Source organism: Pseudomonas auratipiscis (assembly GCF_036324085.1).
In the GTDB taxonomy this organism is placed as follows: Bacteria; Pseudomonadota; Gammaproteobacteria; order Pseudomonadales; family Pseudomonadaceae; genus Aquipseudomonas; species Aquipseudomonas auratipiscis.
This window is the reverse complement of the sequence record NZ_JAZDCU010000028.1, coordinates 18029-37438: the sequence shown is the minus strand read 5'-3', so window position 1 is coordinate 37438 and position 19410 is coordinate 18029. Positions and strand designations below refer to the sequence as shown.

Sequence of the window (19410 nt, the reverse complement as noted above, 5' to 3'; positions counted from 1 at the left end):
TCTACCTATGGCCCTTTTTAAGTAAACGCTAGAATAGCTGCACATTTCTCTTTAGGGGGTAGCCAATGGAGGCTCTCGACGCATTGCTCAACCGTGTTTCTGTACCACGGCTGATGGAACCCGCACCTAATGCTGCTCAGCGCGAGGGCTTGTTTCAGGCTGCCCTGCGGGCGCCGGACCATGGTCAATTGCGGCCGTGGCGCTTCTTGACGGTCGAGGGCGAGGGGCGTGAAAAACTGGGGGCGTTACTGGCCGAAGCGGTGCAGGCCGAGGGTGACGCCACTGAAGCGGCGCTGGACAAGGCCCGCGCCATGCCAATGCGCGCACCGCTGCTGGTGGTGGTTATCGCGCGCTTGCAGGATCACTTCAAGGTGCCGGCCTCGGAGCAACGTCTGGCCGCTGGCTGCGCAGCCCACGGCATTCTATTGGCGGCTCATGCCCAAGGGATTGGTGCTGTCTGGCGAACCGGCGAGCTGTCGTACAGCAAGCATGTAGCCAAGGGGCTGGGACTGGCTGACAACGAAGAGATCATCGCCTTCTTGTACCTGGGCACTCCGCAGTCGGAGCCCCGTACCGCGCCAGTGCTGGCAACGGCGGATTTCGTTTCGGCCTGGGAGTAGTACTGGCGCCATCGCGGGCCAAGCCCGCGCCTGCAGGCAGATTGCGCAAGGTAATTGTGCAGGAGCGGGCGCGGTTTCAGGTCAGGCACTGAGCTCCAGCCGGGCAACAAAACCACCCTCTGGATGATTTCCCAGGGTCAGGCTTCCACCGTGCCGCTCTGCTGCCTTGCGCGCAATGGCCAGACCCAGGCCATGACCTGCAGCGCTCTGGCCCGGGGCGCGGAAGAACGGCTCGCCCAATTGCCCAAGGTGTTCTTCGGCCACGCCCGGGCCGTGATCGCGCACACTTATCACGATGCGGTCGTTGTCACGCAAGGCTGAAATTTCAATCGCTTGCCCTTGCGGGTTGAAGCGCACGGCATTGCGCAGCAGGTTATCTACCGCACGCTCGATCAGGGTTGGCCAGCCCTGCAGGCTCAACCCTGGTTCAAGCTGCAACTGGATGTCCTGTTCCGGCGCACTGAGCTGGGCATCCTTGTGCAGGGACTGCAGCAGCGCATCGAGGTCCACCGGTTCGGCGCGCGATTGTTCGGCGTCCACTCGTGCCAGCACCAGAATTTCACTGATCAGTGCTTCCAGGCGGTCGCATTCCCGCGTCAGGCGTGGCCATAACGCTTCGCGTTGTTCCGGTTCGGCCCGCTCGGCGAGAGCCAGGGCAATGCGCAGGCGCGCCAGCGGCGAGCGCAGCTCGTGGGACACATCGCGCAGCAGTTGGCGCTGGCTGCCGATCATGCTCTGCAGGCGTGATCCCATACGGTTGAAGTCATTGGCTAACACGCCGAACTCATCGCGGCGACTGGCCAGGCGCGCCAGGCTGTTCTGTTGATAGGTAGTTTGCCCCAGGTCATGCACGGCTCCGCGCAAGCGGCTGAGCGGACGAGTAATGGACAGCGTTACCAACAGGCTGAACAGGGTCAAGACCACCAGGGCAATGCCCAATGCACTCAATGGCCATAACAGGCTGTCACGGTGCCAGGCATCCAGCTCGGGATGGGGAATGCGATAGATCAGCAAGTACGTCTCGCCAGTCTCGGGGCTGGTGTATTCCTCGGTCAGGCGCCGCCAGGGCAAGCGTCGGTCGTCGTTGTGTCGCCGTGCCTCGAAGGCTGCGGCACGCCGTGGGAAGGTGCCAGGTACCACTGCATCGCCACTGTCGTTGAGTACTTGCACATCGATGTTGTAGTGGCGCTTGCGATGCTCCAGAAAGTGCTGGGCGTTCTCGGGGCCCTTTTGTTCGTAGCGTTGGGTCCAGGTCTTGGCCAGGGTATTGAGACCCGGGTGACGGCTGAGAATCCAGGCATCCTGGTTCAACATGTGCCCGAGCAGAATCGACAGGCCGGCGACCAGGGCAATGGCCAGCCAGAAACTGGCCAGGATGCGCCAGAACAATGAACGCAAGGGAGGCTCCTTCAACGGCAAAAAAACCCGGCTTGCACAGAGGCAAGCCGGGCGGGTGGCTGTCAGCTTACTGGGCCTTGTTGGCTTTTTCAGCTTTCCAGGCTTTGAACTCGCTCCATTCGGCGCGACGTTGGTCCTGGTCTTTTTTCAGCTCATCGAATTTCTTCTGCTGATCAGGCTTGAGCAGTGCGCGGATTTCAGCCTGAGTCTTGTCTTTTTTGCTTTGCAGTTCATCTTTCAGCGCTTTCTGATCGGCGGCCGGAAGTTTTTCCAAATAGCGTTGGGTGATTTCATGGCGGCTTTTCATTTGCTCGCCCATCAGCTTGCCGATCTGCTGGCGTTGTTCACGGCTCAAGTCCAGCTGGGCGTAAGGCGCTCCGCCGCGATGGTGGTCGCCGTGGCGCGGCCCGCCTTCTGGCATGGCCATGGCAACGGTCGGCAGTGCAGCAGCGAACATCAGGGCGATAAGGGTCTTGCGCATGGTGTCTCTCCTATCTGAGGCCGGTAGTTACCGGATGTGCCCAGTCTAGGGAGATCAAGGTCAGCGGCGGTCAGGCAAGGGTAAAGCTTGAGTAAAGATGATTGAGCGCCGTCCTGACATTACAGGCTGTAGTAATAGCCGCGGCTGCGCAACGCTACGATGCGTGGGCGTCCGTCTGGGTGTGGGCCGATTTTCTTGCGCAGGTTGCTGACGTGCATGTCCAGGCTGCGATCGTACAGGGTCAGCTTGCGACCCAAGGCGATCTGCGCCAGCTCCTGCTTGTCCAGCGGCTCGCCTGGCTGGCGTAGCAGTGCTTCGAGAATGCGGCTTTCGGATAGCGTCAGGGTCAGGTCCTGCTGATCGATGCTGACCACACCACGCGCCGGGCTGAAGCTCAGGTCGCCAATTTCGATCTGGCTGGGCGTGGCGTTGGGATGGCTTCGGCGCAGTACTGCACGTAGGCGAGCAGTTAGCTCGCGAGGGTCGCAGGGTTTGGCCAGATAATCATCGGCGCCCAGTTCCAGGCCCAGAATACGGTCCAGGGGTTCGCCGCGTGCAGAAAGCATCACCACCGGAAGCTCGGTGTGCTCGCTACGCAGTTGCTTGAGCAGTTCCAGGCCACTGCCGTCAGGCAGCATGACGTCCAGCACCACCGCTGCGGGCGCTTGTTCAGCCAAGGCGCGACGGGCGCTTTGGCCGTCGTGACAGGCGCGTACGGAGAAACCTTCCTGGGTCAGCCAGCTGCCGAGCAGCTCGCAGAGTTCCTGGTCATCATCAATCAGTAACAGCTCGCTCATGACTCACTCAATTCAACCATTGCCGACGCTTTCTGTGTCCGCCACTGGCAAAGATACCGCAGAGCGCAGCCAAGAGGGCAACTCCTCCACCAATCACGAACCATTGTTGCTGGTCGGTGATCAGGCGTTCCGGGGCCTTGGCCTGGAGTTCCTTGAGGGCCAGCTTGAGGCGCTGGTTCTCCTGGCGCAGTCGCGTGAGCTGCGCGCTCTCGCGTTCGCTGTCGGCATTGTGCAACTGCTGGGTCAGCGTTTCGCGCAGGCGTTCACTTTCCTGCAGGCGCTGTTGCAATTCGGTTATCTGGCTGCCGGCACTCAGTGACAGCGGGGTACTTGGCGCATTGGGCTCTTCGGCCTGGGCGAGCGGGGTCAGCAACAACAGGCACAGCAGCAGGGGCAACGGACCTTGACGCATTGGAACTCCTGATTCTTGTCGATTCAGCAGGTTGTCGGCTGGTAGATAAGAATAATGAGCAGCTGCATCAGTAAAAGGCGGGAAGGCGGTGCGCGCAGTGGCGCACCGCTTGAAGCGGCTTACGGCAACACTTGCTTGAACGGTTTGACGATGACGTTGGCATATACGCCTGCGGCGATATATGGGTCGGCATCGGCCCAGGCCTGGGCGGCGCTCAGGGAGTCGAACTCGGCAACGATCAGACTGCCCGTAAAGCCCGCTGCACCCGGGTCGTTACTGTCGATGGCAGGGTGCGGGCCGGCCAGCACCACGCGACCTTGTTCCTTGAGTTGCTGCAGACGTTCGATATGCGCAGGGCGCGCAGCCAGGCGTTTTTCCAGAGAGTCGGCAACGTCGCTGGCAATGATGGCGTAGAGCATGTCAGTCCTTAGGAGTAGTTGGGGGAGTGGTGGTGTCGCTGTCATGTATGTGGCGGGACAGATACAGGCCTTGGCCGACCAGGAACAGTACCGTCATGCCCAGGCTGCCGAACACTTTGAAGTCGACCCAGATGTCCTGGAAGGTGAAGGCAACGAACAGGTTGGCTGCGCCGCAGAACAGGAAAAACGCGATCCAGGCGACGTTCAGGCGCGACCAGACGTTTTCCGGCAGGCTGATGGCGTGGCCCATGATGCGCTTGATCAACACTCGGTCACCGATGAAGTGGCTACCGGTAAATGCCAGGGCGAACAGCCAGTTGACTACCGGAGCCTTCCACTTGAGGAAGGTTTCGCTGTGGAACGCCAAGGTCAGACCGCCGAACACCAGGCAGGCGAGCAAGGTCAGCCATTGGCCTTTTTCCAGCTTGCGCTGGCGAAGGAACAGCGCGCCGTAGACCACAACCGAGCTGATAATCAGCATGGCCGTGGCACTGAAGATACCTCCAATTTCGACACTGTGACCGGCAAATTCGACGGTACGTGGATCGAGTTTGAAGACGATGAAGAACAGGAGCAACGGGATGAAATCGATGAATTGTTTCACAGTGGCAGCCAGAAGCAGGATGTGACGGCATAATAACAAACATCAATGACAGCGAAAGCGCCACCTATGAATGTTGATCTGCACTGCCACAGTACGGCCTCTGACGGCGCCTTGTCGCCGACGGCACTGGTTGCCCGGGCCCATGAGCAAGGTGTGCGGATGCTCTCGTTGACAGACCATGACACCCTCGAGGGGCAACTGGAGGCGCGTGCCGCCATGCAGGCCCTGGGTATGCAGTGGGTCAGCGGCATCGAGTTGTCGTGTACCTGGGGCGGCGCAACCATCCATGTGCTGGGCTACAACTTTGACCTGGACGCCGCGCCGTTGCTTGACGCCGTCGAGTCGCTTCATCGCGGACGCTGGCTACGTTCCGAAGAAATCGACCGGCGGCTAGCGGCCAAGGGAATGCCCGGAGCGCTGGAGGGGGCACGGGCTATTCAACAGGAGATGGGCGACAGTGGAAATGCCCCTGCACGCCCGCACTTTGCCGAGTACCTGGTGCGCGCAGGCTACGTCAAAGACCGCGGCGAAGCGTTTCGCAAGTGGTTGGGGGCGGGCAAGCTGGGCGACGTCAAACTGCACTGGCCAACCCTGGATGAGACCGTCGAAACCCTGCGCAAGTCCGATGCCTGGGTGAGCCTGGCGCATCCAATGCACTACGAATTGACACGTAGTAAGCGCCGCCGGCTAATTGCCGACTATATTCAAGCAGGCGGGCAGGCACTGGAAGTGGTCAATGGGATGATGCCGGCCGAACAGGTGGGCACAATGTCCATCCTGGCGCGTGAGTTCGGTCTGCTGGCAAGTGCTGGCAGTGATTTCCATGGCCCTGGCACCTGGGGCGAGATTGGTGTCTATCGGCCATTGCCAGAGGACCTGCCACCTTTGTGGCGTCGTTTCAAACATGAGCAGCCTATCGCGGCCGTCTGAACAGGAAGAGAATGTGAGTCAGTTTTTCCAGATTCATGCGGAAAACCCGCAACCGCGCCTTATCAAACAGGCCGTCGAAATCATTCGCAAGGGCGGGGTGGTCATCTATCCGACCGACTCCTCCTACGCCATGGGCTGTCAGATTGGCGACAAGAATGCGGTAGAACGCGTTCGACGCCTGCGACAGCTGGACAAGAACCACAATTTCACACTCATTTGCTGCGACCTCTCGCAAATGGGTGTGTTTGCCAAGATCGACACGTCGATTTTCCGCCTGATCAAGGCCCATGTGCCGGGTCCCTATACTTTCATTCTCAACGCCACTCGCGAAGTGCCACGCCTGCTGCTCCATGAAAAGCGCCGGACCATCGGTATGCGCGTGCCATCCAACCCGATTGCCCTGGCGTTGTTGGCAGAGCTGGGCGAGCCATTGATGAGCGTGAGCCTGATCATGCCCGGCGAAGATGAGCCGATGACCGATCCGTATGAGATCCGCCAGGCCTTGGAGCATCACGTTGACCTGATCATCGATGGCGGCTTTGGTGACCTCAAGGCGTCCACGGTGATCAACCTGGCCGGTGATGAGCCTGAAGTCATTCGAGTCGGTTGCGGCGATCCGACCCCTTTTATGGTCGAAGCGTGAGTCAGTCTTCCCTCTCTGAGCCAAGTATCGATCCACAAGCGGGCGCCCAACAGGAATTGCCACTGGTATTGGTGTATGGCGAAGCCATGACCGAAATGCCGGTGGATCTGTACATTCCGCCGGACGCACTGGAAGTGTTCCTCGAAGCGTTCGAAGGTCCCTTGGACCTGTTGCTCTACCTGATTCGCAAACAGAACGTCGATATTCTCGATATTCCGGTGGCAGAAATCACTCGCCAGTACATGGGCTATGTCGAGTTGATGAAAACCGTGCGCCTGGAACTGGCTGCGGAATATCTGGTGATGGCAGCGATGCTGGCCGAGATCAAGTCGCGCATGCTGTTGCCACGATCTGCCGACATAGAGGAAGAAGAGGGTGACCCGCGTGCCGAGCTGATTCGCCGCTTGCAGGAGTACGAACGCTTCAAGGCCGCAGCCGAGGGTATCGAGGGCCTCAGTCGAGTCGGGCGCGAGATCATCGTGCCGCGCCTGGACGCACCGCAGGCCAAGGTTCGCAAGCTTCTGCCCGAGGTCAGCCTGGAAGAACTGCTGCTGTCGATGGCTGAAGTGCTGCGCAGGGGGGATTTGTTCGAGAGCCACCAGGTGAGTCGTGAAGCATTGTCCACCCGTGAACGCATGAGCGACGTGCTGGAGCGCCTGAAAGGCGGGGGCTTTGTACCGTTCGTCGAACTGTTCACTGCCGAGGAAGGTAAGTTGGGTGTGGTAGTTACTTTTATGGCAATTCTTGAGTTGGTGAAGGAATCCTTGATCGAACTGGTGCAAAATGAGCCTTTTGCGCCGATCCACGTCCGCGCCCGGGCCGAGTGACAACGAACAACGCCATGAACCTGAACGATCCGCGCGACCTGGCGCCTCTACTCGAAGCCTTTTTGCTGGCCTCTGGAAAACCGCAATCCCTGGAGCGCTTGTTCGAGCTGTTCGAAGAGGCTGAACGCCCTGAGCCTTCTGTATTCAAGAAGGCCTTGGAAGTGCTCCGCAAGTCCTGCAGCGGCCGGGCCTTCGAACTCAAGGAGGTGGCTTCGGGCTATCGCCTGCAAATTCGCGAAGATTACGCCCCGTGGGTGGGGCGCCTGTGGGAGGAGCGGCCGCAGCGCTATTCCCGTGCGTTACTGGAAACCATGGCGTTGATTGCTTATCGACAGCCCATTACTCGTGGCGAAATCGAAGACGTGCGGGGCGTGGCGGTCAACACCAATATCGTCAAGACTCTGCTTGAGCGCGAGTGGATTCGTGTCGTCGGTTACCGTGAAGTACCCGGCAAGCCGGCGATGTTCGCCACCACCAAGGCCTTTCTCGATCACTTCAATCTGAAGAACCTCGATGACCTGCCGGCTTTGGCCGACCTGCGCGACATGGAGCCAGAGCCTGTCCTGGAACTCGATGATGCGCCAGTGCCGGCCCACTTGCAGGCCCTTGCCGATGAGAGCGCCGAGCCGCCCGCAGCCAAGGAGGAAACCAGTTTTCGCACGCTGCTGGTTGAACTGGACACCATGGAGGAGGGGCTCAAGACCGACTTTGACGACCTGCTTGAGGAAGAGCCGGCGGCTGAAGAGGCTCCAGCGCGGGATCCGGAAGCTGAAACGCCGAGGCAGTAACCTCGCCTTTGAGCGGAATTAAGCGGGGTACACGAGAATTTCGGCTAGTCTCAGGTGCGTTCGTTGCGCGATCAGCGTATGATTCGCGACCTTTTTGGCGCTTGTTCGCCTAAACAGATTTCAAATCTTACACCGGGAGGTGCCCAGATGAGTGATAAAGACCTGCAAGAAACCCAACCATTGCCGCCGTCAGGCGAGAAACTGCAAAAAGTTCTCGCGCGCATCGGCGTGGGCTCGCGTCGCGATGTAGAGGCCTGGATCGGCCAAGGCCGAATCAAGGTCAACGGCGTTAATGCCACCTTGGGCCAGCGTGTCGATCTGCATGACGCGATTTCCGTCGACGGCCGCGTGATCAAGCGTGAAGAGTCTGCCGAGACTGTGCGCCGGGTGATCATGTACAACAAACCCGATGGCGAGATCTGCACCCGCGACGACCCGGAAGGCCGCCCAACCGTGTTTGACCGTTTGCCACGTCCGAAGGAAGGCCGCTGGATCAATATCGGTCGTCTGGACATCAATACCACCGGTTTGTTGATGTTCACCACCGATGGTGAGTTGGCCAATCGCTTGATGCACCCATCATATGAGATGGACCGTGAGTATGCGGTACGGGTGCGCGGTGAAGTCGATGAAGACATGATCGCTCGCCTCAAGGCGGGTGTCGTGCTTGAAGACGGCCCGGCACGTTTTACCGACATCAAGGAAGCCCCTGGCGGTGAAGGTTTCAACCACTGGTACCACTGCGTGGTGATGGAAGGCCGCAACCGTGAAGTTCGTCGCCTGTGGGAGTCTCAGGGCTTGGTGGTAAGCCGCCTGAAGCGCGTGCGTTTTGGTCCGGTGTTCCTCAATTCCGACCTGCCGATGGGCCGCTGGCGTGAAATGAGTCAGCAGGAAGTGGACATTTTGGCCGCCGAAGTGGGGTTGACCCCTGTGGCAATGCCAGCCTTGAACCACAAGAGCAAAGACAAACTTGAGCGCCTGCAGCGCAAGTCGACCCGTCCGATGGGACGTGGCGAGCGCGTACGTACACTGCGCCCAGCACAGGATGGCGCATCGGCAGAGCGTCCAGCACGCCAACCACGTGGTGGTGAAACCGAGCGCCCAGCGCGTCAACCGCGTGTTGCTGAGGCCGAGCGCCCTGCTCGCCAGCCGCGTGGCGAAGCCCCACGCAAGGACGCTGGTCGGGGTCGTAGCACCGTGGCTGAACGCCCGAGTGATATGAACAAGCGCGGCAAGCCGGCACCCAAACGTCCAGGCAGCACCCGGAACAAGCCTCGTCCATAAAGGCCGAGCTGTCAGAGAAGCCAACCTTCGGGTTGGCTTTTTTTTGTCTGAAAAATCCTAGGGTTACCGCTAGGTGTGCAAGTGTTGGAAATTTTTTGAACCAGCTTGTAAATAAATCGTTACAAGGTGCACTGGTCGTTGTTGGGGTTTGTGCGAAATGACGAAGCTGTAAAAAGAACTTGCCGAAACCCCCGTGCTTGGGCGTTTTACGTGTACGTCAAGGCCTTGCCTGCAGGCCGTGGGGGCGGTGAGATAGAGGCATTGCTGTGTGCAAAGCCGGGCCGCAGAGCCGGGCACAAAAATAAGAACAAATGGAGGCGCCATGTACGCCGATTACTTCCCCAGGCTTCATTCCTACCTCAGGAGCGGTGCGTTTTGTCATCAGACATTTACGCAACGTGTTGACCCCTGCGCGTCTGCAGGGGTATACAATGCGCCGCGTTTTACCTGTGACCCCAATGCGTACCGCGCACTCTTGCTGACATCCGGCTGATTTACCCACGGCTCTTGCCCTGGATAGGCAGCAGTTGTCCAAGATCCTCAAGGTAACCACCTTGTTAATTCCGCTGCGCCACGAGCGCGGTGGGTCCGATTTCGTCACAGATAAAAACAAGCAGGTGACTTCGTTCATGAGTGGACCAAACACGCATTCAGGCGAGCTGAAACGCGGCCTGAAAAATCGCCATATCCAATTGATCGCCTTGGGCGGTGCAATCGGTACAGGGCTGTTCCTGGGATCGGCCGGGGTGATGAAATCGGCGGGCCCGTCGATGATTCTGGGCTATGCGATCTGTGGCTTCATCGCTTTCATGATCATGCGCCAGCTCGGTGAGATGATCGTTGAAGAGCCGGTGGCCGGGTCGTTCAGTCACTTTGCGCACAAGTACTGGGGTGGTTTCGCCGGCTTCCTCTCGGGCTGGAACTGCTGGGTGTTGTACATCCTGGTGGGTATGTCTGAGCTCACGGCCGTTGGCAAGTACGTTCATTACTGGTGGCCAGAGATTCCGACCTGGGCATCGGCCGCGGCGTTCTTCATTCTGATCAACGCAATCAACCTGGCCAACGTCAAAGTGTTTGGCGAGGCGGAGTTCTGGTTCGCGATCATCAAGGTCATTGCCATTGTCGGCATGATTGCCCTGGGTAGCTACATGCTGGTCAGCGGCAGTGGCGGTCCACAGGCATCGGTCAGCAACCTGTGGGAGCATGGCGGCTTCTTCCCCAATGGGGTGAGCGGTCTGGTCATGGCGTTGGCGATCATCATGTTCTCCTTTGGTGGCCTGGAAATGCTCGGTTTCACCGCAGCTGAAGCCGACAAGCCGAAAACCGTGATCCCCAAAGCAATCAACCAGGTGATCTACCGCATCCTGATTTTCTACATCGGTGCCCTGATCGTGCTGCTGTCGCTGACTCCTTGGGACAGCCTGGTGACCAGCCTCGACGCATCCGGCGGCACCTATGGCGCCAGCCCGTTCGTTCAGGTGTTCTCGTTGCTGGGGAGTGATGTTGCTGCGCATATCCTCAACTTCGTGGTACTGACTGCAGCGCTGTCGGTGTACAACAGCGGCACCTACTGCAATGCCCGCATGCTCTACGGTATGGCTGAGCAGGGTGATGCGCCGGCGGGTCTGGCGAAGATCGACAAGCGCGGTGTGCCGGTGCGTTCGATCCTGGCGTCGGCGGCAGTCACGCTGGTGGCGGTACTGCTCAACTACTTCATTCCGCAGCATGCGCTGGAGCTGTTGATGTCGCTGGTGGTAGCTGCCCTGGTGATCAACTGGGCGATGATCAGCTACTCGCACCTGAAGTTCCGCCAGCACATGAACAAGACTGGCCAGAAGCCGCTGTTCAAGGCACTCTGGTATCCCTATGGCAACTACATCTGTCTGGCCTTCGTGGTGCTGATTTTGGGCATCATGCTGCAGATTCCGGGAATTCAGGTTTCGGTGTATGCAATTCCGGTGTGGCTGGTGGTGATGTTTGCCTGCTACGGCCTCAAGAGCAATCGCCGTACCCGCGCTGTAGCGGACGCTGGTGCTGTTACCAAGTAAGAGCGGTCTGTGTTGAAAGAGCCCGGCCTTGCGCCGGGCTTTTTGTTTTTGCGGTATCCTCAAGGCCTATTCAGGCTTGTGACATATGTTGATCATTTCCAATAACGTGCATATTCCCGACCAGGAAATCGAACTGACCGCCATTCGTGCCCAAGGCGCTGGCGGGCAGAACGTCAACAAGGTTTCCAGTGCCATGCACCTGCGCTTCGACAGCCAGGCTTCTTCTCTGCCCCCGTTCTACAAGGAACGCTTGCTGGCGTTACGCGATAGCCGCATTACCCGTGATGGGGTCATCATCATCAAGGCTCAGCAATATCGAACCCAGGAGCAAAACCGCACGGATGCCCTGGAGCGCTTGCGCGAGTTGATTCTGGCGGCAGTGAAGGTAGAAAAGGCTCGTCGTCCGACGCGGCCGACCCTGGGCTCGAAAACCCGGCGTCTGGACACCAAGAATAAGCGCGGCGCAATCAAGGCTGGGCGTGGAAAGGTCGATTATTGAGGGGGCGGGGCGTTTCTTGACAGTGTGAAAACGTCTTGAGAAAGAACGCCTGGAACGGCCGTTTTCACACAGTCTGATTGTTGCGCTGTTATTCCTGGTCGGCGCTGGGGTTTTCGTCGCCGTCGTGATCAGCCTGGGCTGGTTCGGCGCTGTGAGTGGCAGGTGTCTGCTCTTCTGGGTTCAGGCTTGGGAAGGGAAAGTTCGGGATCTCATGCATCTCGTCGTTCCTCGCAAGTGTGTGGAAAGGCTGCGCAAGGCGCGCATGGCTTATTGATAGCTCGTGCAGGATACAGGAGTCTGCGTGACAGTATGAATTTTCCTGCCTGATGGTAATCGCGGGGCAGTTCGTCCTTCCAGGCTGATCGCCTGTGGGGAGCGAGCTTGCCCCGTGATCAATTCACCGACAAACGTCGGCGATGGCCGCAGCCAGTGCCCCGAGGCGTGTGGCATCGGCGCCTGCGATATTGGCCCGGCCGGTGCCGACCATGTACACGCTGTGCCGCTCACGCAGTTGCTTGACCTGCTCTGGAGACAGCCCGGTGTAGGAGAACATTCCGCGTTGCGTGGCGATGTGGGCAAAACGGTCGCTCAGGCCGTGAGGGGCCAAGGCTTCGACCAGTCCCACACGCAGTTGAGCGATTCGCTGGCGCATGGCCTCGACTTCTTCAACCCACAGCTGCTTGAGTGCAGCATCCCCCAGAATCTGCGCCACTACCGCAGCGCCGTGATCCGGTGGCGTCGACCAAAGGTTGCGCGCCAGCAGCGCCAATTGACTGCGAACATCCTGCAGTTTTTCGGCTTCATGGCTGCACACCAGCAGGGCGCCGGTACGATCGCGGTAGAGTCCGAAGTTTTTCGAACAGGAACTGGTGATCAGCAGCTCAGGAAGCTCGCTGGCAAACAGCCGTACTGCCCAGGCATCTTCTTCCAGGCCGTCACCGAAACCCTGATAGGCGAAGTCGATCAGTGGCAGCAGCTCGCGGCGGCGCACCACTTCCAGTACCGCGCGCCAGTCGTCCTGGGCAAGGTCGAAGCCGGTCGGGTTGTGGCAGCACGCATGCAGCAACACCACATCGCCCTTGGGTACGGATTCAAGCGTGGTAAGCATCGCGCTTACGTTAAGGCGGTTGTCCGTACCCACATAAGGATAATGGCTGACCTTGAGGCCGGCGCCGGCGAAAATGGTCTCGTGGATGGGCCAGGTCGGATCGCTCAGCCAGATGCCGCGGCCCGGCAGGCAGTGGGCGATAAATTCTGCCGCAAGGCGCAAAGCGCCCGTACCACCGGGAGTCTGAGAGGCGCCAGCACGCTTGCTGGCCAGCACTGACGAATCGCTTCCAAGGACCAACTCAGCGATCAGGCGCCCGAAGTCGGGATCGCCGTGACCGCCGACGTAGCTTTTGCTCTGTTGCGTGTCGAGCAAGCGCTGTTCGGCGAGTTTGACTGCCGCAGGAATAGGCGTAAGGCCTTGAGCGTCCTTGAATACACCCACCCCCAGGTCGAACTTATGCTGATTGCTGTCGTTGGCGTATGCCTCCATCAGCCCCAGGATCGGATCGCCAGGTACGCGCTCAATCGCGCTGAAGTGCATTACTTGCGACCTTCTGCGGTTTGGGCGACCTCGTCGGTGCGCGCGGCCATGATGAAGTCGTTGCGGTGCAGGCCTTTGATCGAGTGGCTCCACCAGGTAACAGTGACTTTGCCCCATTCGGTCAGCAGACCTGGATGATGGCCTTCAGCTTCGGAGATTTCGCCGACTGCGTTGGTAAAGGCCAGGGCGTGTTTGAAATTCTTGAACAGGAAGACTTTTTCCAGCTGCATGATGCCGTCACGGACTTCGATGTTCCAATCCGGGATCTGCTTGATCAGTACCGGCAGTTCTTCGTCGCTGACCTGTGGTGCATCGGCGCGGCAGGCTTCGCAGTGGGCTTGGTTCAAGGCGTTCATAAGGTTTTCCGCAAGTGGTTTGTTATTGGTTTGCAAGGTTGCTCAGGCAGCAACCTTAGGTGGAAATTTCGGTGCGTGCAGGCCCATCTTCATCGCCGTGTGGACCATGGCCATGATGTCTTCGTGGGCCAGGTCGAACAGGCGCTTGAGGTTTGGCAGGGCAAAATACAGCGGCTGCAGGATGTCGATACGATAAGGCGTACGCATGGCTTCCAGCGGATTGAAGGGCTGGTGCTCGGGCTCATCGGACAGGCTATAGACTGTCTCTTTTGGCGAGGAGAGGATGCCGCCGCCATAAATCTTGCGGCCCTGCGGCGTGTCGACCAGACCAAATTCGATGGTCATCCAGTAGAGCCGCGCGAGGTACACACGCTCTTCCTTGGTCGCGCTCAAGCCGAGCTTGCCGTAGGTGTGGGTGAATTCGGCAAACCAGGGATTGGTCAGCAGCGGGCAGTGACCGAAGATCTCGTGAAAAATATCCGGCTCTTGCAGGTAGTCGAGTTCTTCTTCAGTACGAATGAAGGTCGCCACTGGAAAGCGTTTGCTGGCCAGCAGTTCAAAAAAGGTCTGAAAAGGGATAAGGGCAGGCACACGGGCGACTTGCCAGCCAGTGGTGGCACCCAGCACTTTGTTGATCTCACCCAATTGCGGGATGCGGTCGTGGGGCAGGCCCAACTGCTCGATGCCGTCCAGGTATTCCTGGCACGCACGGCCTTCGATCACTTTCAGTTGGCGGGTAATCAAGGTGTTCCACACCGCATGTTCCTGCTGCGGGTAGTCGATAAACCCGTGCGCATCGGGCTCGCGAGCCACGTATTGCGTCTGTTTCATACTGCTCTCCTGCTGAGGGCCTTTTTTGTTATGTGATCAAGCCGTTGCATAAGAGATAACCCGTGACGTAAGGCTTTGCACCGGCCAAAGCGGTTATTCAGGTCGCGGAGTCGAGGTTATTCTGTAACGATAATTTTACAAAGATGACAAAGGTCTGAAAAATCGGGGGGTGTTCTCCCTGGGTAAGCCGATTTTTGTCACGTAATCTTTACGGAAATTCTTCTGGGTGCGTAAATAAGTGGGCCGGCTAGCTGCGCCAGGCTCGCCCCGGACTTATCTCTAGGACATTTCATGCGTATCAAAGTGCATTGCCAGAACCGCATCGGCATTCTGCGCGACATTCTCAACCTGCTGGTGGAGTACGGAATCAACGTCGCTCGTGGCGAGGTAGGGGGCGAGCATGGCAATGCCATCTATCTGCATTGCCCGAACCTGATCAACCTGCAGTTCCAGGCCCTGCGACCCAAATTCGAGTCGATTACCGGTGTGTTCGGGGTCAAGCGCGTAGGGCTGATGCCAAGCGAGCGGCGGCACATGGAGCTCAATGCGTTGCTCGGTGCGTTGGATTTCCCCGTGCTGTCGATCGATATGGGCGGCTCCATCGTCGCCGCCAACCGTGCAGCGGCACAGTTGCTCGGGGTGAGGGTGGATGAAGTCCCGGGCATTCCGTTGTCGCGTTACGCCGAGGATTTTGATCTCCCTGAGTTGGTGCGTGCCAACAAGTCGCGTATCAACGGTTTGCGTGTGAAGGTCAAGGGTGACGTGTTCCTCGCAGACATTGCACCGTTGCAGTCCGAGCACGATGACAGTGAGGCGCTGGCGGGAGCGGTGTTGACCTTGCATCGGGCGGATCGCATCGGTGAGCGTATCTACAATGTTCGCAAGCAGGAGTTGCGCGGTTTCGACAGCATTTTCCAAAGTTCACGGGTGATGGCTGCTGTGGTGCGTGAGGCGCGACGCATGGCACCGCTGGATGCGCCACTGCTGATCGAAGGCGAAACTGGCACCGGCAAAGAGCTGCTGGCGCGCGCCTGTCACCTGGCCAGTCCACGGGGGCAGGCGCCATTGATGGCGCTCAATTGTGCAGGCCTGCCTGAGTCGATGGCCGAAACCGAACTGTTCGGTTACGGTCCAGGCGCATTCGAAGGGGCGCGTGCCGAAGGCAAGTTAGGCCTGCTGGAGCTGACCGCAGGCGGCACGCTGTTCCTCGATGGCGTAGGTGAAATGAGCCCGCGGCTGCAGGTCAAGTTGCTGCGTTTCCTGCAGGATGGCTGCTTTCGCCGGGTTGGCAGTGACGAAGAGGTTTACTTGGATGTGCGGGTGATTTGTGCAACCCAGGTCGATCTGTCGGAGCTATGCGCACGGGGTGAGTTTCGCCAGGACCTTTACCATCGATTGAACGTGCTCTCCCTGCATATTCCGCCGTTGCGTGAGTGCCTTGATGGCTTGCCACCTCTGGTCGAGCATTTCCTCGACCAGGCGAGTCGGCAGATTGGGTGTTCGTTGCCGCGCCTGGCGCCGGCAGCCATGGAGCGTCTGAGTCAGTATCACTGGCCGGGTAACGTGCGCCAGTTGGAAAACGTTCTGTTTCAGGCGGTGTCGTTGTGTGACGGCGGGGTGGTCAAGAGCGAACACATCCGCTTGCCAGACTATGGTACGCGCCAGCCGTTGGGCGAGTTTTCCCTGGAGGGAAGTTTGGGGGATATTGTCGGACGGTTTGAAAAGGCAGTGCTCGAACAGTTGATGGGCGAGTTCACCAGCAGTCGGGCTTTGGGTAAGCGGCTCGGCGTTTCTCATACAACGATAGCCAACAAATTGCGCGAACATGGTGTTGGCAAGTCGGTAGATTAAACGCGATTAGTTGCGAGGTTGTTTGGGAAGGGGTAGTACGCGGTAATTATTAAGAGCACGTTAACTTCAACCGCGCGCCTCGGTCCGAAGCGATCAAGGCGCGGCGAGCAGTAACTACTGATTATCCATTCGAGCAGCCGTTGCCCATTACGCGGTACTCGAGAATATGTCTTTGGCCCTGCGAGTCCTCATAGGTCATACGCGCTGGAACCACTTCGCAGACGTTGGGGACTTCGCTCATGGAGATAACTTTGGCGATGTCCAGGTGCTGCGAGTAACTGTACTGTTCAACCGGAATCTGCTCAGCGCCACCGTTTGCAACTTCGTCGGCGATTGCCGCGGTGCAAACACTGCCGAGTACCAATGCCAGTAAAGCTTTCATTTTCATTTTACCTGTCTAAGGTCGTAAGAGGGTGCGCGACGCTTGTGGCGTCGCGTGTACAACTAAAGTTCAACTATCTGGGTTGTCTCGGGATTAACGGCCTTCGTGGGGGCTGTAACAAGAAGTTAATCTCGATGCCGTTGCTGGCGAGGTGAATTTTAGGTGGGGCCATGGCCGTTAAACAGATGGCGTTTTGATAAACACTGTTGGCGAAAACTGTAACAATCAGGCCATTGACAGTTTTTGGAATTATTTTCATATGTGCCGAGGCCCGGTCTTGAGCCTGCGGCCGATTGCGTGGATGCAAAAGGTCCTGGCGGTACTACCAACGTCGAATGGCCAGTCAGGTCTGGTACAGTTACAACGAGGTCATACAAAAACAACTATTACACCGAGGTAGATAAAGATGAGTGCGGCTCCCCTGTATCCCGTTCGTCCCGAGGTTGCGGCCAATACCCTGACTGATGAGGCGACCTACAAGGCCATGTACCAGCAGTCGGTTATCAACCCGGACGGCTTCTGGCGTGAGCAGGCCCAGCGCCTGGACTGGATCAAGCCCTTCACCAAGGTCAAGCAAACTTCCTTCGACGATCACCATGTCGATATCAAATGGTTTGCCGACGGCACTCTCAACGTCTCCTACAACTGTCTGGATCGCCACCTTGCCGAGCGTGGCGATCAGCTCGCAATAATCTGGGAAGGTGACGATCCTTCCGAGCACCGCAACATCACCTACCGTGAGCTGCACGAAGAAGTGTGCAAGTTCGCCAACGCCCTGCGTGGCCAGGATGTGCACCGTGGTGACGTGGTCACCATCTATATGCCGATGATTCCAGAGGCGGTAGTGGCGATGCTGGCGTGCGCGCGCATCGGCGCCATTCACTCGGTGGTTTTCGGTGGCTTCTCGCCAGAAGCGTTGGCCGGTCGCATTATCGACTGCAAATCCAAAGTGGTGATCACCGCCGACGAAGGTCTGCGTGGTGGTCGTCGTACGCCGCTGAAGGCCAATGTCGACCTGGCCTTGACCAACCCGGAAACCGCCAGCGTGCAGAAGATCATCGTGTGCAAGCGCACCGGTGGTGACATTGCCTGGCACCAGCATCGTGATATCTGGTACGAAGACCTGATGAAGGTCGCCTCCAGCCACTGTGCGCCTAAAGAGATGGGCGCCGAAGAAGCGCTGTTCATCCTTTACACCTCTGGTTCTACCGGTAAGCCCAAAGGAGTGCTGCACACCACTGGCGGCTACATGGTCTACGCGGCACTGACACACGAGCGGGTATTCGACTACCGTCCGGGTGAAGTCTACTGGTGCACCGCCGACGTGGGTTGGGTCACCGGCCATAGCTACATCGTCTATGGTCCACTGGCCAATGGTGCTACCACGGTACTGTTCGAAGGTGTGCCGAATTATCCGGATATCACCCGTGTGTCGAAGATCATCGACAAGCACAAGGTCAATATTCTCTACACCGCTCCAACCGCTATCCGCGCAATGATGGCTGAAGGTCAGGCTGCTGTTGATGGCGCCGATGGTTCAAGCCTGCGTCTGCTCGGTTCGGTGGGTGAGCCGATCAACCCGGAAGCCTGGAACTGGTACTACCAGACGGTTGGCAAGGAGCGTTGCCCGATTGTTGATACCTGGTGGCAGACCGAGACTGGCGGTGTGTTGATCAGCCCATTGCCGGGTGCCACCGCACTCAAGCCCGGTTCGGCGACCCGTCCATTCTTTGGTGTGGTCCCGGCCCTTGTGGACAACCTCGGTAACCTGATCGATGGCGCTGCCGAAGGCAATCTGGTGATTCTTGACTCTTGGCCGGGTCAGTCGCGTTCGCTGTACGGTGACCACGATCGCTTCGTCGACACCTACTTCAAGACATTCCGTGGCATGTACTTCACGGGAGACGGCGCTCGCCGTGATGAAGACGGTTACTACTGGATCACCGGCCGTGTCGATGACGTGCTCAACGTATCGGGCCACCGCATGGGTACCGCCGAGATCGAAAGTGCCATGGTTGCCCACTCGAAAGTGGCTGAGGCTGCAGTGGTTGGCGTGCCGCACGACATCAAGGGGCAGGGTATCTATGTGTACGTGACCCTCAATGGTGGCGAAGAGCCGAGTGAGGCGTTGCGCCTGGAGCTGAAGAATTGGGTGCGCAAGGAAATTGGCCCGATTGCTTCGCCGGATGTCATTCAGTGGGCGCCTGGGCTGCCGAAGACCCGCTCGGGCAAGATCATGCGCCGTATTCTGCGTAAGATCGCCACGGCGGAGTACGATGGCCTGGGTGATATCTCGACGCTGGCCGACCCGGGTGTGGTTCAGCAACTGATCGATACCCACAAGGATATGAGCAGGGTCTCGGCCTAAAGGTATCGCGGTGCAGGTTCTCTTCCGAGCCTGACCATGCTCCACAAAGCCCCGTCAGGCAGTGTCTGCGGGGCTTTGTGCTTTCTGTTACTCCGACAATCATCGGTAACCAATCTGTCACCTGTCCCGCCCGGTAACGGGGCGAAGGGAAACATCGGAAACCCATTTCGGTGCAATCACGACGACAAATCGAGCCCGCTGAAAGGCTACACTTGCCGGATTAGAAGGCTTTGCCAATAATAGGCCCGCTTATTGCTTCGTTGATTGGTTATTTGTCTTTT

The 19410-nt window shown here is 58.5% G+C and carries 21 protein-coding genes; 10 read left to right on the top strand and 11 right to left on the bottom strand.

What is annotated here, in order from left to right; all coding sequences use genetic code 11:
* Positions 1-65 precede the first annotated feature (65 nt).
* Positions 66-620, top strand: a complete 555-nt coding sequence (locus V0R60_RS25420) for an NAD(P)H nitroreductase (protein WP_136477599.1) — start codon at positions 66-68, stop codon at positions 618-620.
* An 81-nt stretch (positions 621-701) separates the two neighbouring features.
* Here the strand turns inward: V0R60_RS25420 and V0R60_RS25415 are convergent, their stop codons facing one another.
* The 6 genes from V0R60_RS25415 to V0R60_RS25390 form a co-directional block, all read right to left on the bottom strand.
* Positions 702-2018: a sensor histidine kinase gene (locus V0R60_RS25415; protein ID WP_136477598.1), complete on the bottom strand. Its 1317-nt coding sequence runs from the start codon at positions 2016-2018 to the stop codon at positions 702-704.
* Positions 2019-2085: 67 nt separating this feature from the next.
* Positions 2086-2499, bottom strand: coding sequence for an LTXXQ domain protein (locus tag V0R60_RS25410; protein ID WP_330080892.1), 414 nt, complete (start codon positions 2497-2499; stop codon positions 2086-2088).
* A gap of 119 nt (positions 2500-2618) precedes the next feature.
* Complete coding sequence (locus V0R60_RS25405; RefSeq protein ID WP_136477596.1) at positions 2619-3296, bottom strand: response regulator transcription factor; 678 nt, start codon at positions 3294-3296, stop codon at positions 2619-2621.
* Between the two features lie 7 nt (positions 3297-3303).
* Positions 3304-3708 carry a translation initiation factor 2 gene (locus V0R60_RS25400; protein ID WP_136477595.1) on the bottom strand — a complete coding sequence of 135 codons (405 nt, stop codon included), beginning with the start codon at positions 3706-3708 and terminating at the stop codon, positions 3304-3306.
* A 119-nt stretch (positions 3709-3827) separates the two neighbouring features.
* Positions 3828-4127 (bottom strand): YciI family protein, encoded by a 300-nt coding sequence (locus tag V0R60_RS25395; protein ID WP_136477594.1) that lies wholly within the window; start codon positions 4125-4127, stop codon positions 3828-3830.
* Between the two features lies 1 nt (position 4128).
* The gene (locus tag V0R60_RS25390) at positions 4129-4731 is read right to left on the bottom strand and encodes a septation protein A (protein WP_136477593.1); all 603 of its coding nucleotides are present in this window, start codon (positions 4729-4731) and stop codon (positions 4129-4131) included.
* A gap of 66 nt (positions 4732-4797) precedes the next feature.
* Here V0R60_RS25390 and V0R60_RS25385 point away from each other — a divergent pair, with 66 nt between their 5' ends.
* From V0R60_RS25385 to arfB, 7 genes are all read left to right on the top strand, one after another.
* The gene (locus V0R60_RS25385; protein WP_136477592.1) at positions 4798-5661 is read left to right on the top strand and encodes a PHP domain-containing protein; all 864 of its coding nucleotides are present in this window, start codon (positions 4798-4800) and stop codon (positions 5659-5661) included.
* Positions 5662-5674: 13 nt separating this feature from the next.
* Positions 5675-6304 (top strand): L-threonylcarbamoyladenylate synthase, encoded by a 630-nt coding sequence (locus V0R60_RS25380; RefSeq protein ID WP_136477591.1) that lies wholly within the window; start codon positions 5675-5677, stop codon positions 6302-6304.
* 128 nt (positions 6305-6432) lie between these two features.
* Entirely contained in the window at positions 6433-7131 is a 699-nt protein-coding gene (locus V0R60_RS25375; protein ID WP_330080899.1) for a segregation and condensation protein A, read from the top strand.
* Positions 7132-7145: 14 nt separating this feature from the next.
* Positions 7146-7919 (top strand): SMC-Scp complex subunit ScpB, encoded by a 774-nt coding sequence (scpB, locus tag V0R60_RS25370; protein ID WP_136477589.1) that lies wholly within the window; start codon positions 7146-7148, stop codon positions 7917-7919.
* A 147-nt stretch (positions 7920-8066) separates the two neighbouring features.
* Positions 8067-9203, top strand: a complete 1137-nt coding sequence (gene rluB / locus V0R60_RS25365) for a 23S rRNA pseudouridine(2605) synthase RluB (protein ID WP_136477588.1) — start codon at positions 8067-8069, stop codon at positions 9201-9203.
* A gap of 629 nt (positions 9204-9832) precedes the next feature.
* Complete coding sequence (locus V0R60_RS25360; RefSeq protein ID WP_136477587.1) at positions 9833-11251, top strand: amino acid permease; 1419 nt, start codon at positions 9833-9835, stop codon at positions 11249-11251.
* 85 nt (positions 11252-11336) lie between these two features.
* Entirely contained in the window at positions 11337-11750 is a 414-nt protein-coding gene (arfB, locus tag V0R60_RS25355; protein ID WP_330080893.1) for an alternative ribosome rescue aminoacyl-tRNA hydrolase ArfB, read from the top strand.
* An 88-nt stretch (positions 11751-11838) separates the two neighbouring features.
* On the opposite strand, the gene V0R60_RS25350 is transcribed toward arfB, so the two are convergent.
* The 4 genes from V0R60_RS25350 to phhA all read right to left on the bottom strand — a co-directional run bounded on the left by V0R60_RS25350 (position 11839) and on the right by phhA (position 14528).
* Positions 11839-11967 carry a hypothetical protein gene (locus V0R60_RS25350; RefSeq protein WP_256658259.1) on the bottom strand — a complete coding sequence of 43 codons (129 nt, stop codon included), beginning with the start codon at positions 11965-11967 and terminating at the stop codon, positions 11839-11841.
* A 180-nt stretch (positions 11968-12147) separates the two neighbouring features.
* Positions 12148-13341, bottom strand: a complete 1194-nt coding sequence (locus tag V0R60_RS25345) for an amino acid aminotransferase (protein ID WP_330080894.1) — start codon at positions 13339-13341, stop codon at positions 12148-12150.
* On the bottom strand, positions 13341-13697 hold the full coding sequence (locus V0R60_RS25340) for a 4a-hydroxytetrahydrobiopterin dehydratase (protein ID WP_136477584.1): 357 nt from the start codon (positions 13695-13697) through the stop codon (positions 13341-13343). The genes V0R60_RS25345 and V0R60_RS25340 overlap by 1 nt, the downstream gene beginning before the upstream one ends.
* Positions 13698-13739: 42 nt before the next feature.
* On the bottom strand, positions 13740-14528 hold the full coding sequence (gene phhA / locus V0R60_RS25335) for a phenylalanine 4-monooxygenase (RefSeq protein WP_136477583.1): 789 nt from the start codon (positions 14526-14528) through the stop codon (positions 13740-13742).
* 291 nt (positions 14529-14819) lie between these two features.
* Here phhA and V0R60_RS25330 point away from each other — a divergent pair, with 291 nt between their 5' ends.
* Positions 14820-16379: a sigma-54-dependent transcriptional regulator gene (locus V0R60_RS25330; RefSeq protein ID WP_330080895.1), complete on the top strand. Its 1560-nt coding sequence runs from the start codon at positions 14820-14822 to the stop codon at positions 16377-16379.
* Positions 16380-16500: 121 nt separating this feature from the next.
* On the opposite strand, the gene V0R60_RS25325 is transcribed toward V0R60_RS25330, so the two are convergent.
* Complete coding sequence (locus V0R60_RS25325; RefSeq protein WP_203475779.1) at positions 16501-16761, bottom strand: DUF2790 domain-containing protein; 261 nt, start codon at positions 16759-16761, stop codon at positions 16501-16503.
* A 406-nt stretch (positions 16762-17167) separates the two neighbouring features.
* Between V0R60_RS25325 and acs the strand changes: the two genes are divergently transcribed.
* Entirely contained in the window at positions 17168-19129 is a 1962-nt protein-coding gene (gene acs, locus V0R60_RS25320) for an acetate--CoA ligase (RefSeq protein ID WP_136477580.1), read from the top strand.
* The last annotated feature ends 281 nt before the right edge of the window (positions 19130-19410 follow it).

Bases quoted from the DNA above. Each gene is read 5' to 3' on its own strand.
- V0R60_RS25400 (WP_136477595.1), bottom strand. From the start codon at position 3,708: ATGCGTCAAGGTCCGTTGCCCCTGCTGCTGTGCCTGTTGTTGCTGACC.
- V0R60_RS25350 (WP_256658259.1), bottom strand. From the start codon at position 11,967: ATGCATGAGATCCCGAACTTTCCCTTCCCAAGCCTGAACCCAGAAGAG.
- V0R60_RS25385 (WP_136477592.1), top strand. From the start codon at position 4,798: ATGAATGTTGATCTGCACTGCCACAGTACGGCCTCTGACGGCGCCTTG.
- V0R60_RS25340 (WP_136477584.1), bottom strand. From the start codon at position 13,697: ATGAACGCCTTGAACCAAGCCCACTGCGAAGCCTGCCGCGCCGATGCA.
- arfB (WP_330080893.1), top strand. From the start codon at position 11,337: ATGTTGATCATTTCCAATAACGTGCATATTCCCGACCAGGAAATCGAA.
- scpB (WP_136477589.1), top strand. From the start codon at position 7,146: ATGAACCTGAACGATCCGCGCGACCTGGCGCCTCTACTCGAAGCCTTT.
- acs (WP_136477580.1), top strand. From the start codon at position 17,168: ATGAGTGCGGCTCCCCTGTATCCCGTTCGTCCCGAGGTTGCGGCCAAT.
- V0R60_RS25405 (WP_136477596.1), bottom strand. From the start codon at position 3,296: ATGAGCGAGCTGTTACTGATTGATGATGACCAGGAACTCTGCGAGCTG.
- phhA (WP_136477583.1), bottom strand. From the start codon at position 14,528: ATGAAACAGACGCAATACGTGGCTCGCGAGCCCGATGCGCACGGGTTT.
- V0R60_RS25330 (WP_330080895.1), top strand. From the start codon at position 14,820: ATGCGTATCAAAGTGCATTGCCAGAACCGCATCGGCATTCTGCGCGAC.
- V0R60_RS25410 (WP_330080892.1), bottom strand. From the start codon at position 2,499: ATGCGCAAGACCCTTATCGCCCTGATGTTCGCTGCTGCACTGCCGACC.
- V0R60_RS25325 (WP_203475779.1), bottom strand. From the start codon at position 16,761: ATGAAAGCTTTACTGGCATTGGTACTCGGCAGTGTTTGCACCGCGGCA.
- V0R60_RS25360 (WP_136477587.1), top strand. From the start codon at position 9,833: ATGAGTGGACCAAACACGCATTCAGGCGAGCTGAAACGCGGCCTGAAA.
- V0R60_RS25345 (WP_330080894.1), bottom strand. From the start codon at position 13,341: ATGCACTTCAGCGCGATTGAGCGCGTACCTGGCGATCCGATCCTGGGG.
- V0R60_RS25420 (WP_136477599.1), top strand. From the start codon at position 66: ATGGAGGCTCTCGACGCATTGCTCAACCGTGTTTCTGTACCACGGCTG.
- V0R60_RS25395 (WP_136477594.1), bottom strand. From the start codon at position 4,127: ATGCTCTACGCCATCATTGCCAGCGACGTTGCCGACTCTCTGGAAAAA.
- rluB (WP_136477588.1), top strand. From the start codon at position 8,067: ATGAGTGATAAAGACCTGCAAGAAACCCAACCATTGCCGCCGTCAGGC.